A 13,073-nucleotide genomic window follows, 5' to 3' on the forward strand; every position below is an offset into this window, starting at 1 on the left:
TCAGGACCAGGCCCCCCGCTCGCTCAGCACCGTTCGCAGCGTCTCGATGTGATCGGTCATGATGCCATCCACTCCGAGGTCCAGGAGCGCCGCCATCCGTTCGGGTTCGTTCACCGTCCAGACGTGGACCTGGAGGCCGCGCGCATGCGCGGTGCGGACGAACTTCCGGTCGACGACCCGGATGCCGTTCTGGGTCTCCGGGACCTGCGCGCACACGGCGCCCGCGCGCAGCGCCGCCGGAATGCCGTACGCGCGAAGCCGCAGGCCCAGGACCCCGCGCACGCCGTACGACGTGGCCAGACGCGGACCCGCCAGTCGGTGCGCCCTGGCCACCCGCGCCTCCGAGAACGAGCCGACGCACACCCGGTCCCAGGCGCCGGTCCGGCGGATCAGCGCGAGGAGCGGCGCGAGCGCGGACTCCGCCTTCAGATCGACGTTCCAGCGGGCCCCGGGAAACTCCTCCAGCAGTTCCTCGAAGAGCGGCAGCGGTTCGCTGCCCGCCACCCTGGCCCTGCTCACCTCGCTCCACGGCAGCTGCGATATCCGGCCCCGGCCATCCGTCACCCGGTCGAGCGTGGCGTCGTGGAAGGCGACCAGCCGCCCGTCGGCCGTGGTGTGCACATCGGTCTCGAAGTAGCGGTAACCCGCGGCGGCCGCCCTGCGAAAGGCGGCCGCGGTGTTCTCCGCCCCGTCCGCCGTCCCGCCGCGGTGGGCGAACGGGATCGTCGTGGGGTGGTCCAGATAGGGGTGGCGTCCTGAGTTCACTGCGGCAGTATGGACTGCTCCGGTGTCGTGGCGGCAACGTCCCCGGGGCCCTCGGCGGGCGCGGGGACGGCGAACACCCGCAGGAAGATCTGGGCGAGGGGGCCGATCGCCAGCGCGTACACGACCGTGCCGACGCCGAGCGAGCCGCCGAGCAGGAAGCCGGTCACCACGACGGCCACCTCCATCGCCGTGCGGACCAGCCGGATGGAGTGTCCGGTGACCCGGTTCAGGCCGGTCATCAGTCCGTCGCGCGGGCCGGGGCCGAACCGGGCCGTGATGTACAGCCCCGTCGCCGCGCCGTTGAGCACGACGCCCGCGAGCATCAGCGGGATCCGCACCCCGAGCCCGTGCGTCTCCGGCAGCAGGGCGAGGGTGCCGTCCATGGCCAGGCCGACCACGAAGACGTTCGACACGGTGCCGAGCCCTGGGCGCTGCCGGAGCGGGATCCAGAGCAGCAGGACGACCGCGCCGACGATGATCGAGACGACGCCGATGGAGATGCCGGTCAGTTCGGCGAGGCCCTGGTGCAGTACGCCCCACGGCTCCAGGCCCAGTCCGGCGCGTACCAGGAGGGCCGCACTCGCGCCGTACAACGCCAGACCGACGTACAGCTGGACCAGCCGCCGCGTGAGGTGGGTTCCGCTCGGGGTGGTGGTCCTGAACAAGTGGTGCCCCCTGATGTGGTGGTTGTGGACTGCTTCGTGGTTACTCTGGGGCGGGGGATTGGCCACCAACCATGGCCAATCCGAGGAAGGTGGACTGATTTCGATGGTGCAATGGACTTCGACGGTGGGGGCCGCGCAGCTCGCCCGGCAGCTCCAGGCCCAGCAGCCCCGGCCGGCCGGACCGGGCAGTCGCAGGCCGCCCGCCTACCGGGCGCTCGCCGACGGGGTGCGGCTGCTCGTCCTCGAAGGCCGGGTCCCGGTCGCCGCCCGGCTGCCCGCCGAACGCGAACTGGCCCTGGCCCTGGCCCTCAGCCGGACCACGGTGGCCGCCGCCTACGAGGCCCTGCGGGCCGAGGGGTTCCTGGAGTCCCGCCGCGGCGCCGGCAGCTGGACCGCGGTCCCGGCGGGCAACCCGCTGCCGGCCCGCGGTCTCGAACCGCTCCCCCCGGAGTCGCTCGGCTCGATGATCGATCTGGGCTGCGCCTCGCTGCCCGCCCCCGAGCCGTGGCTCACCCGCGCCGTCCAGGGCGCGCTGGAGGAGCTGCCTCCGTACGCGCACACCCATGGGGACTACCCGGCGGGTCTGCCCGCGCTGCGGCAGATGATCGCCGACCGCTATATCGAGCGCGGCATTCCGACGATGCCGGAACAGATCATGGTCACCACCGGCGCCATGGGTGCGATAGACGCCATCTGCCACCTCTTCGCCGGGCGCGGCGAGCGCATCGCGGTGGAGTCGCCCAGTTACGCCAACATCCTCCAGCTGATGCGCGAGGCCGGCGCCCGCCTGGTGCCGGTGGCGATGGAGGAGGGGCTGCGCGGCTGGGACATGAACCGCTGGCGGCAGGTGCTGCGCGATTCGGCCCCCCGGCTCGCCTACGTCGTCGCCGACTTCCACAATCCCACCGGCGCGCTGGCCGACGAACAGCAGCGCAGGGCCCTGGTCGACGCGGCCCGCTCCGCCGGAACGGTCCTGGTCGTAGACGAGACCATGAACGAACTGCGCCTGGACGCCGATACCGAGATGCCGCGACGGGTCTGCGCCTTCGATCCCGCGGGCAGCACGGTCCTGACCGTGGGCTCGGCCAGCAAGGCGTTCTGGGCAGGGATGCGGATCGGCTGGGTGCGGGCCGCCCCGGATGTGATCCGCAGCCTGGTGGCCGCCCGCGCGTACGCCGACATGGGCACACCGGTACTGGAGCAGCTCGCCATCAACTGGCTGATGCGGACCGGCGGCTGGGAGCAGGCGGTGGAGCTCCGGCGCGGCCAGGCCCGCGAGAACCGTGACGACCTGATCGCCGCGCTGCGCCGGGAGCTGCCCGACTGGGAGTTCGAGACGCCGCGCGGCGGGCTGACCCTGTGGGTGCGTACGGGCGGTCTCTCCGGGTCCCGGCTGGCGGTGGCGGGCGAGCGGGTCGGCGTCCGGGTGCCGTCCGGCCCCCGGTTCGGCGTGGACGGGGCGTTCGAGGGCTATGTGCGGCTGCCGTTCACGGTGGGGGGCCCGGTGGCGGACGAGGCGGCCGTGCGGCTCGCCGCCGCCGCCGAGCTGGTGAGGTCGGGTGTCGGCGCCGGGGTGGAGACCCCGCGGAGTTTCGTGGCCTGAGCGCCCCGGCCGTGTCCCGTACGGCGCCGGGCGGACGGCGGACCCGGAGATCCGCTGTCCGCCCGGCGCCCTGCGGGACGGGGGCGTCATCCTTCGGCGACCGCGGGCTGGGGCTTGCCCACCGGCTTCGGCGTCCTGGCGTCCCCCGGCACGGCATCCCGCGACACCGCCCCGGCCGGCACCGCGCCGGGGGACCCGGTCCCGACCGGAACCGCTTCCACCGGAACTGCTTCCACCGGGACCGCTTCTGTCGGGACCGGTTCTGCCGGAACCGCTTCGACAGGCACGGACACGGGCAGGGGCCCGGCGCCGTCCGCGTCCGGCGGCGTCCCGTGGCCGGGCAGCAGGTCCAGCACCGCCCGGCGGTGCGTCTCGCTGGTGGCGTCGTCGTGCGGGTCCGGCGTGGCCGGCACCTGGAGCCGCAGTACGGGTCCGGTGCCGAGCCGGGCGTATCCCCGGCCCGCCGGGACCTCGGCGGCCGGCGTGGTGTGCGGGCGGACACCCAGCACGGACGCGGCCTGCTCGTGCGAGGCCGGGCCGAGGACGACCCGGGCCCGGGTGTGGGTCCGTACGGTCTCCGTGAGGCTGTCCAGACAGTCGAACTGGTCGGTCATGACCACGATGACCCCTGCCGCCCGGCCGTGCCGCAGTGGCACCTGGAGCAGTTCCTGGGGATCGGGCCGCCCGTCGGCCGCCGCCAGGGGCCCGAGGGCGCTGGGCCGGTCCAGCAGGATCCAGAGCGGGCGCCTGATGTCGTCGGGGGCGGGATGCCCGGCCTGCCGTGCGCGGTTGGCGGTGATCAGGCGCCGCTCCGTCTCGTGGGCGGCCCATTCGAGGGCCGCCAGCGCTCCGGAGAGCCCGCACTCCACGGCGAGGACTCCGGCCCGCCCGGTCAGACAGCCGTACTCGCCCGTTCCGCTGCCTTCGACGACGAGGACATCGCCGTGCTGGAGGGCCTGGAGGGCGATGGAGCGCAGCAGCGTGGTGGTGCCGCTGCCGGGCTGCCCGACGGCCAGCAGATGCGGTTCCGTGGAGCGGGCGCCGGTCCGCCACACGACGGGGGAGGCGTCACGGGTCTCCTCGCCGTCCCGCACCGGCACGGTGCGCCGGACCGCGTCCGCGTCGGTGAAGCCGAGGACGGTCTCACCGGGGGAAGTGACGAAACGCTGGGCGGCGATGGAGGTGGGGAGCGGGCCCAGCACGGTCATCACGAGCTGGTTGGCCTCCTCGTCCCAGACGAAGCGGTACTCGCGGCCGCGTCCCGACTTGGCGTGCAGCAACTGCTCGATCCGGGCCCGGGAGGACTCCTCGCCGTCGGTGAAGTACGCCGGGTAGGACACCTGGAGGCGGGTGAGGCGCCCGTCGCCGTCGAACGTGAAGCCGCTGAAGACCTTTTCCCAGTCGCCGCCGTGGGAGAACAGCGGACCGGGGTCGTCGGCCAGGGAGAAGTAGGGCACGAGCGCGTCGTAGAGCGACTGCAGCCGCCCGGTCTCCGCCTCGTCCGGCCCGGTTCGCACCGGGGTGCGGTCCCTGCCCATCCATGCGGCAGCGCCCATCACGGTGATCAGGGCCATTCCGGGCCCGTACGGGACGAGCGCCACCACGAGCACACAGGCCGCGCCGAGGAACAGCTTGGGGCCACGCCGTTCCTTGGGGGTCGCCACCCACCTCCGCCGGCCCGCCACGGCCAGCAGCCGCAGACCACGGGTGAGCGTGATCAGTGGCTGGAGCACGTCGGTGGCGTTGTCGGCGGCCGTGCGCGCGAACTCTCGGCCGCGAGCGATCGAAGCGCTGCCGCTGGTCAGAATGCGGGGGAGTGGTCGCCGGGCCACGTCTGTCTCCTGAAGGGGGTGGAAGCGGTCGCGGAGCGTCAGAACTTGATCCCGCCCAGCAGTCCGGCGAGGCTCGCCCCGCCCGCTGTGATGCTCGGCGCGATGGCGGTGCCGGCCAGATAGAAGCCGAACAGGGCGCAGATGAGGGCGTGCGAGGCCTTGAGTCCGTCCTTCTTGAAGAACAGGAAGACGATGATGCCGAGCAGTACGACGCCCGAAATGGAAAGGATCATGAGTGTTCTCCTGGTTGGGGGGACAGTCACCATGAGTCCTTCCAGGCTCACAGGAAGTATCTATACGATAAAGAGGTCATTCAGGTGAAAAGACGGGATTTTCACCTGATTGGCAGACGGAAGTTGGTTGCCCGGAGGGGAATTTCGGCTTCCGTGCCGGGCAGGAGTCACTCGCGGTGATGTGTTGCCGCATCCGGGCCGGGTCATGTCGGACCCGGAGCAGTACCCTGTCGATTCACTCGTACGGCCCTGTGCCGTGCACCCCACCTGGTCAGCGGCAGCATGAACGGTTATGGAAGGCGGTCCGTCCGATGAGTGAAACCCCCGATCCCGAGGTGGTCGAGCTGGCGGCCAAGGTCTTCGACCTGGCCCGCCGCGGCGAGACCGACGCGCTCGCCGCGTACGTCGACGCGGGCGTGCCCGCCAACCTCACCAACGACCGGGGCGACTCGCTGCTGATGCTCGCCGCCTATCACGGGCACGCGGCGGCGGTCACCGCTCTCGCCACCCGTGGCGCCGACCCCGGCCGGGCCAACGACCGGGGGCAGACCCCGCTCGCCGGAGCCGTCTTCAAGGGCGAGCGGCCCGTGATCGAGGCACTGCTCGCCGCAGGTGCCGATCCGGCCGACGGAACGCCGTCCGCGCTGGACACGGCGCGCATGTTCGGCAAGGCCGACCTGCTGGAACTCTTCGGTGCCCGCTGAGGCGCCCGCGGGCCTGCCGTGCGGCATGCCCGCCGGTATGTCCCGTGACCGGTCCGTCGTAAATGTGGTCGCGGTGGCGAAATGGCTGGGTCATCATGACGTCGCGGGTCCGCTCCGGACCACCGACGAGAGGCAGAGGAAGATGGTCTACACCAGGCAGAAGACGGCGGTCGGCCGATCATGTTGCTGCGCGGCATAGTGCCCTCGGGCACGTGGAACGGCACAGTCCCGGTTGCGTCGACAGCTTGATGTGAGGCATTTTCCATGTTCGATCCGTTCATAGCGCCGAGCGGCACCCTGCTCGGCCTGTTGCAGAGGGGCCGCGGCGACGGCACGCTCCACGCACTCGCCGCACCACGCCCCGAGGCCCTCGCGGCCCTCAACCACTGCGTCCTGAGCGATCCGCGGCACGACTGGCAGGTCGAGAACCGCTCCCTCTACTACGCCCGTCTGTACCTCGATCTCGACGGCGGCATCGAGGAGATCGAGCGGCACCTGCGCGACCCCGAGGACCACCTCGACACCGAGGACTCCCGTACGGGACTGGCGCTCGCGGTCCTGGGGCACCTCGCCTCCTACGGACGTGAGGACGCCCTGGCCCTGCTGCGGCGGTACGCGGTCACCGGGGCCAACTGGGCCTGGGCGCTCGACGAGCTCGCCCTGCGCGACGACGACGCGGGGCTGCGCTCACTGGCCGTGCCCGTCCTCGGCCGCTTCCCGGCCACCGAGGAGGGCGCCGCCGAACTGGCCGTCGCCGTGCGCGACGCCTTCGAACCGCGCCCCTGGCGGCTGTGGGCCGACGATCCGCGCGACGAGGTCGGCGCCCGGGTCAGGGCGGCCACCGAACAGGGCTCGTTCGACCGGTGGCAGCGCCAGATGCGCCCCGGCGGCCCGCGCCCCGGCTGGAGCATCCAGGCCGTCTTCGACTGGGCCCAGCAGGCACTGGAACGCGGCAGCGAACTGCACGTCCCGGCCGCCCGCTGCCTCGCCGCCGTCGCCGGCCCCGACGACCGGCCGGTGATCGTCGAGGCGGCCCGCAGCGGCCCCGAGGGCGCCCGCTGCGCCGCGCTGCACTACCTCGTCGAGGCCCAGGACCCGGCCGTGCTCGACCTCATCGAGGCCGCCGCCCTCAGCCCCTCGCGCACCGTCGCCGAAGCGGCCGTCGCCGCGTTCGAGCGGATGCCCGGCGAAGCCGCCGTGGACCGGGCGCGGAGCTGGGCCCACCGGCCCGACGCCCTCGGCGCCTCGGCCGGCGGGATCCTCGCCTGCCGGGGAACGGCCCAGGACGCCCCGCTCGTCCTCGGTGCCCTGCGCGAAGCCGTACGCGGCGAGGGCGCCGACGCCCGGCGGCTGTGGACCCTCGTCGACGGCACCGGCCGCCTCGGGATCGTCTGCGCCGCGCCCGTGCTGCGCCATGTCTACCGCGAGACGTCCTCCTCGCACCTGCGGGGCCGGGCCGCGCGGGCGCTGGCCGCCACCGACCCGTCCTTCGCCACCGGATTCGCGGTGGAGTGCCTGTGGGACTGCGAGGAGACCACCCGCGAGCTCGCCGCGCTGCACGCCGAGACCGGGGACATCCGGGTCGCCGAGCGCCTGCGCCGGCTGGCCGCGGACCCGGCCGAGGAGGCCGAGGTGCAGACCGCGGTACGCAGCAGGATCGGACCCGACGCACCGGCTGTCTGACACGCGCGAACGCACGCGCCGGGCGGTGACCGGTCCGGCGGATCCGGTCGTCCGACGGGGGACCCGGGTACCGGACGCGTCGGGGCAGGACTGCGCCACGCCCCGCGAAGTCCTTCCCCGCCCCCCTCCGCGCCCCGGGTCAGAATGGCGGAATGACCGGACGCTGGGAGTTCTGGATCGACAGGGGCGGCACCTTCACCGATGTGGTGGGCCGCCACCCCGACGGCCGTCTGATCACGCGCAAGCTCCTCTCGAACGACCCCGGGCGCTACGACGACGCGGCGGTCGCCGGGATCCGGCTGCTGCTCGGTCTGGACCCCGCCGGCCCGGTGCCCGCCGACCGGGTCGAGGCCGTCAAGATGGGCACCACCGTGGCGACCAACGCCCTGCTGGAGCGCCGCGGTGAACCCACCGTCCTCCTCATCACCCAGGGCTTCCGGGACGCGCTGAGAATCGCGTACCAGAACCGCCCCCGCCTCTTCGACCGGCATATCGTGCTCCCCGAGGCCGTCCACGACCGGGTGATCGAGGTCCCGGAGCGGATCGACGCCGGGGGACGGACCGTCAGACCCCTGGACCTCGCCCCGGTGGCGGAGGGGCTGAGAGCCGCGTACGCCGACGGTCTGCGCAGCGCCGCCGTCGTCCTCATGCACGGCTACCGCCACCCCGCCCACGAACGGGCCGTCGCCGACGCCGCCCGCGAGGCGGGATTCACCCAGGTCAGCAGCTCCCACGAGGTCAGCCCCCTGATCCGCCTCGTACCGCGCGGCGACACCACGGTCGTGGACGCCTACCTCTCGCCGGTCCTGCGCCGGTACGTCGACGGGATCGCGGCCGAACTCCCCGGAATCCGGCTGATGTTCATGCAGTCCAACGGCGGTCTGCGCGAGGCCGCCCGCTTCCGCGGCAAGGACGCCGTGCTCTCCGGACCGGCCGGCGGCGTCGTCGGCATGGCCCGCACGTCGCAGCAGGCGGGATACGACCGGGTCATCGGCTTCGACATGGGCGGTACGTCCACGGATGTGTCGCACTACGCGGGCGAGTTCGAACGGGAGCTGGGCACCCAGGTGGCCGGGGTCCGGATGCGCGCGCCCATGATGCGCATCCACACGGTCGCGGCGGGCGGCGGGTCCCTTCTGCACTTCGACGGCCGCCGCTACCGGGTCGGCCCCGACTCGGCGGGCGCCGTTCCCGGCCCCGCCTGCTACCGGCGCGGCGGACCGCTCACCGTCACGGACGCCAATGTGATGCTCGGCCGGGTCCAGCCGGCCCACTTCCCCGCCGTCTTCGGACCGGACGGGGATCTGCCCCTCGACGCGGACCTCGTGCGCGAGCGCTTCGACGCCCTGGCCGCCGAGGTGGCCGAGGCGACCGGGAACCGGACCACCGCGGCCGGGACCGCCGCGGGATTCCTGGAGATCGCCGTGCTGAACATGGCGAACGCCGTCAAGAAGATCTCCGTACAACGCGGCCATGACATCACCCGCTACGCCCTGACCGCCTTCGGCGGAGCGGGCGGCCAGCACGCCTGCGCGGTCGCCGACGCGCTCGGCATCGACACCGTCCTCGTACCGCCGCTCGCCGGGGTGCTCTCCGCGTACGGGATCGGCCTCGCCGACGCCACCGCGATGCGCGAACAGTCGGTCGAGGCCGAACTGGACGAGCCCGCCCGCGAGCGGGTGGACCGGCTGTGTGCCGAACTGGCCGGCCGGACCCGTGCCGACCTCCGCGCCGACGGGGTCCCCGACTCCGCCATCAGCACCGGGGCCCGGGTGCTGCTGCGGTACGCGGGCACGGACGCGGCGCTGCCCGTCGCCCTGGACACCGTGGCCGCCATGGCCGAGGAGTTCACCTCCGTCCACCGGGCCCGCTACGGCTTCACGATGGACAAGCCGCTCGTCGTCGAGGCGGTCTCCGTGGAGGCGACCGGAACGGCCGGGCCGCACACCCCGTACAGGCCCGGCGCCGCAGCCCGCGAGGGGGCGCCGCGGCGCGCGGACACGGTACGGATGTTCGCCGACGGCCGATGGCAGCGGGTCCCGCTGTTCCGGCGGGAGGACCTGCGCCCCGAGGACACCGTGACCGGCCCCGCCGTGGTCGCCGAGGACGATGCCACCACCGTCGTCGACCCCGGCTGGCAGGCCGCGGGCGGCCCGGCCGGCCATCTGGTGCTGACCCGGGCACGCCCGCGCCCCGACCGGACCGCGGTCGGCACCCGGGTGGACCCGGTGATGCTGGAGGTGTTCAACAACCTCTTCATGTCGATCGCCGAGCAGATGGGCGTGCGACTGGAGAACACGGCCCATTCCGTCAACATCAAGGAGCGGCTGGACTTCTCCTGCGCCCTCTTCGACGCCGAGGGCAACCTCATCGCCAACGCGCCGCACATTCCGGTGCACCTGGGTTCGATGGGGGAGTCCATCAAGGAGGTCCTGCGGCGCAACGGGAGGACGATGCGCCCCGGCGACGTGTACGCCATCAACGACCCGTACCACGGCGGCACGCATCTGCCCGATGTGACGGTCGTGACGCCGGTGTTCGACATCGACGGCGAGGGCGGCGGGGACGGCGGGAGCGAGAGCCGGGGCGGGGCCGGGGACGCGGGGGCCACGCTGCGCTTCCTGGTGGCCTCGCGCGGGCACCACGCCGAGATCGGCGGCATCACCCCCGGCTCCATGCCCGCCTTCAGCCGCACCGTCCAGGAGGAGGGCGTGCTGTTCGACAACTGGCTCCTGGTGCGGGACGGCCGGCTGCGCGAGTCCGAGACCCGGGAACTGCTCACCTCCGCCCCCTACCCCTCGCGCGCCCCGGAGACCAACCTCGCCGACCTGCGCGCCCAGATCGCCGCCAACGAGAAGGGCATCGCCGAACTGCGCCGCATGGTGGACCGGTTCGGAGCGGATGTCGTCGAGGCGTACATGGGCCACGTCCAGGACAACGCCGAGGAATCCGTACGCCGGATCGTCGCCGGACTGGACGACGGATCCTGCCGCTACGAGACCGACAACGGCGCCGTGATCGAAGTGGCGCTGAGAGTGGACCGGGCCGCCCGCAGCGCCGTACTCGACTTCACCGGCACCTCGCCCCAGCAGACGGGCAACTTCAACGCGCCCAGATCCGTCGTCATGGCCGCCGTCCTGTACGTCTTCCGGACCCTGGTCACCGAGGACATCCCGCTCAACAGCGGCTGCCTCAAACCCCTGGAGGTACGGATCCCGGAAGGCTCGATGCTGTCCCCCGTCCCTCCGGCGGCGACCGTCGCGGGCAATGTGGAGACCTCCCAGGCCATCACCGGGGCCCTCTACGCGGCCCTGGGGGAACAGGCCGAGGGGTCCGGCACGATGAACAACGTCACCTTCGGCAACGACCGTGTCCAGTACTACGAAACGGTCGCGAGCGGCTCCGGAGCCGGGGAGGGCTTCGACGGCACCGACGCCGTGCAGACCCATATGACCAATTCCCGGCTCACCGACCCCGAAGTCCTGGAGTGGCGCCTGCCCGTCCTGCTGGAGAGCTTCGGGGTGCGGGAGGGGAGCGAAGGGGCGGGCCACTGGCACGGGGGCCGGGGCGTGGAGCGCCGGATCCGCTTCCTCGAACCGGTCACACTGGACCTGCTCTCCGGCCACCGGCGCGTCCCTCCCTACGGCATGGCGGGCGGCGGACCGGGCGCGCTGGGGAGCCAGCACATCGAGCGCGCCGACGGTGTGACGGTCACGGAGCTGAAGGGCTGCGACACCGTCGGACTGGACGCCGGGGACGTCCTGGTCCTGCGCACACCGGGCGGCGGCGGATACGGGCCGCCCGCCGGCTGACGCGGGCCGGTTCCCCGGCGTGCGCGCAGCGGTCCCCGTACAGTGCGCGGGCCGGCTCTCCGCGGTGCGTGCCGGCCGTCCGGTACGGTGCACCGGGCATCTTCCGGCTCCCGGAACACCCGGGCCGGGGCGGTCGCTTCTGCGCCGTTTCGACCGTTGTCCGTGCGAGGACCTAATCTGTCCCACGTGACTTCGCCTGCCTACACGGACAACGCTGCGCCCCAGCTCAGCGCGGGGCCGCGGCCCGCCCCGGGCCCCGCCGCCGACGAGGGGCTCTCGCGGCGGCTGCGCGCGCTCGCCTGCACGGCACCGCTGCACGATCTCGACGTGCGCAAGGCGAACCTGGCCGGCGAATACACGGTCTACGCGATGGCGGAGGTCGCCCTCGCCGCCATCGACCTGGTCACGCTCAACATGGACTTCGACACGGGTGCCGACCATGACCAGATAGTGGCCAGACTCCTGCCCCGGGTGGGCGCGCAGGCCCCGCGGCGCCCCGTCGCCGAGCACGAGCGGGTCGCCCGCTGGGTCCTGGAGAACCTGATCAACGTCGGGAGCGTCGACCGCGGATTCCGCGCGGTGTACGGCACCTTCGGACCGGACGGCGTCTACGTCCGCCGGGACTACGACTTCAAGCTGATCGAGGAGGTCCCGGGGTACGGCGGCACCGTCTACCTCCGCGCCACCGACGAGGCGGTCAACGTCCTCGTCGGCGCCCTGGACACCGACGTCACCAGCGCCCAGATCGCCGCCGAGGTGAAACTGGAGGTCCTGATCAGCCGGGGCCGTCTCGCCGATGCCCAGCTCGCCGCCGAGCAGGCGCGCTACCGCACCGTGCAGTACGCGCAGACGCTCCGGCGGACCCTGGAGGCGACCCGGCGCAATGTGCGCGCGGTCGACTGGCTCAACACGGTCCCGGACATGATCGACGAAGCCCTGGACCACGTGGCCGACCGCTACCGCCACGAGAACGCGATCCTCACCAACATCCGCAAGGCGCGTGACGAGGCAGAGGACCCCGAGCACAAGCGGCGTGCCGCCGAGCTGGTCGACATCGTCAAGGACTGCATCCGCCGCCACACCCAGCTCCAGTCCCGGCTGCTGGAGGCCGGACCACTGTTCCGCGCCGAACAGGACCGCCAGGCGTTCGCCGCCCCCACCGCCCGGGTGGGCCTCGACCTGTACGGCCAGCTGGTCGCCCCGCTGCTCCCGCTCCCCGTCGAACAGTCGATCCGCGCCACCGACGCCTTCTTCGCGCACGGGACCGGACTGCGCACCCCCGCCTCCGTACGCGTGGGCGACCTGGTCGACATGCTCCTCGCCCCGCCCCTGGAGCGGGAGCACCTGGGCGCGGAGATGCCCGAGCCCGATCTGATCGCCACGCCGGACGACAGCCGGTTCAGCGAGGACCAGCTCGCGAGCGCCATGACCCTGCTCGACCTGGAGCACGACGCACCGCGCCGGCTCTCCGGACTGCTCGCCGAGGCCCGGCTCAGTGATCCCGAACTGCCGTACCTGGTCGCCCTGCTCGCCGTCCACGCGGCCAGCCCGCCCGTCGGTACCGCCTACCGCCAGGGCGAGCGGCGCCTGCTGTTCGCGGTCGACGACGGTACGGAGCTGGACGATCCGGAGTTCGGCGGCGCCGACCTGATAGTGGGCACCGCCCTGCTGGACGCGGCCGGAATGGCCGCCGACCGGAAGGAAGCCTCGTGACCGCCGCCTCCCGCCGGGTGCCATGCGGCCCCGGACACCGCCCCCCACGACCCGCGCCCCGCC

General features: G+C 73.0%; 9 protein-coding genes. 5 read left to right on the forward strand and 4 right to left on the reverse strand.

The window, feature by feature from the left end:
- Window positions 1-765: a glycerophosphodiester phosphodiesterase family protein gene (locus ACIGJO_RS31210; RefSeq protein WP_399963913.1), complete on the reverse strand. Its 765-nt coding sequence runs from the start codon at window positions 763-765 to the stop codon at window positions 1-3.
- A complete protein-coding gene (locus ACIGJO_RS31215; protein WP_399963915.1) occupies window positions 762-1,430 on the reverse strand; it encodes a YitT family protein in 669 nt (222 codons plus the stop codon). The genes ACIGJO_RS31210 and ACIGJO_RS31215 overlap by 4 nt, the downstream gene beginning before the upstream one ends.
- A gap of 103 nt (window positions 1,431-1,533) precedes the next feature.
- Here ACIGJO_RS31215 and ACIGJO_RS31220 point away from each other — a divergent pair, with 103 nt between their 5' ends.
- A complete protein-coding gene (locus tag ACIGJO_RS31220; RefSeq protein ID WP_399963917.1) occupies window positions 1,534-3,033 on the forward strand; it encodes a PLP-dependent aminotransferase family protein in 1,500 nt (499 codons plus the stop codon).
- 86 nt (window positions 3,034-3,119) lie between these two features.
- On the opposite strand, the gene ACIGJO_RS31225 is transcribed toward ACIGJO_RS31220, so the two are convergent.
- Together ACIGJO_RS31225 and ACIGJO_RS31230 are read right to left on the reverse strand one after the other, a co-directional pair.
- The gene (locus tag ACIGJO_RS31225; protein WP_399963919.1) at window positions 3,120-4,865 is read right to left on the reverse strand and encodes a hypothetical protein; all 1,746 of its coding nucleotides are present in this window, start codon (window positions 4,863-4,865) and stop codon (window positions 3,120-3,122) included.
- Window positions 4,866-4,903: 38 nt separating this feature from the next.
- A complete protein-coding gene (locus tag ACIGJO_RS31230; RefSeq protein ID WP_073722514.1) occupies window positions 4,904-5,098 on the reverse strand; it encodes a hypothetical protein in 195 nt (64 codons plus the stop codon).
- 311 nt (window positions 5,099-5,409) lie between these two features.
- On the opposite strand from ACIGJO_RS31230, the gene ACIGJO_RS31235 reads away from it, so the two are divergent.
- The 4 genes from ACIGJO_RS31235 (at window position 5,410) to ACIGJO_RS31250 (ending at window position 13,010) form a co-directional block, all read left to right on the forward strand.
- Complete coding sequence (locus ACIGJO_RS31235; protein WP_399963921.1) at window positions 5,410-5,802, forward strand: ankyrin repeat domain-containing protein; 393 nt, start codon at window positions 5,410-5,412, stop codon at window positions 5,800-5,802.
- 264 nt (window positions 5,803-6,066) lie between these two features.
- Window positions 6,067-7,485: a HEAT repeat domain-containing protein gene (locus ACIGJO_RS31240; RefSeq protein WP_399963923.1), complete on the forward strand. Its 1,419-nt coding sequence runs from the start codon at window positions 6,067-6,069 to the stop codon at window positions 7,483-7,485.
- A gap of 152 nt (window positions 7,486-7,637) precedes the next feature.
- Window positions 7,638-11,297, forward strand: coding sequence for a hydantoinase B/oxoprolinase family protein (locus ACIGJO_RS31245; RefSeq protein WP_399963927.1), 3,660 nt, complete (start codon window positions 7,638-7,640; stop codon window positions 11,295-11,297).
- Between the two features lie 186 nt (window positions 11,298-11,483).
- A complete protein-coding gene (locus ACIGJO_RS31250; RefSeq protein WP_399963929.1) occupies window positions 11,484-13,010 on the forward strand; it encodes a hypothetical protein in 1,527 nt (508 codons plus the stop codon).
- Window positions 13,011-13,073: the final 63 nt, after the last annotated feature.

The organism is Streptomyces sp. NPDC079020, assembly GCF_044542225.1.
GTDB lineage: Bacteria > Actinomycetota > Actinomycetes > Streptomycetales > Streptomycetaceae > Streptomyces.

Coding starts and splice junctions, on each gene's coding strand:
- ACIGJO_RS31220 (WP_399963917.1), top strand. CDS start 1,534: ATGGTGCAATGGACTTCGACGGTGGGGGCCGCGCAGCTCGCCCGGCAG.
- ACIGJO_RS31240 (WP_399963923.1), top strand. CDS start 6,067: ATGTTCGATCCGTTCATAGCGCCGAGCGGCACCCTGCTCGGCCTGTTG.
- ACIGJO_RS31235 (WP_399963921.1), top strand. CDS start 5,410: ATGAGTGAAACCCCCGATCCCGAGGTGGTCGAGCTGGCGGCCAAGGTC.
- ACIGJO_RS31245 (WP_399963927.1), top strand. CDS start 7,638: ATGACCGGACGCTGGGAGTTCTGGATCGACAGGGGCGGCACCTTCACC.
- ACIGJO_RS31230 (WP_073722514.1), bottom strand. CDS start 5,098: ATGATCCTTTCCATTTCGGGCGTCGTACTGCTCGGCATCATCGTCTTC.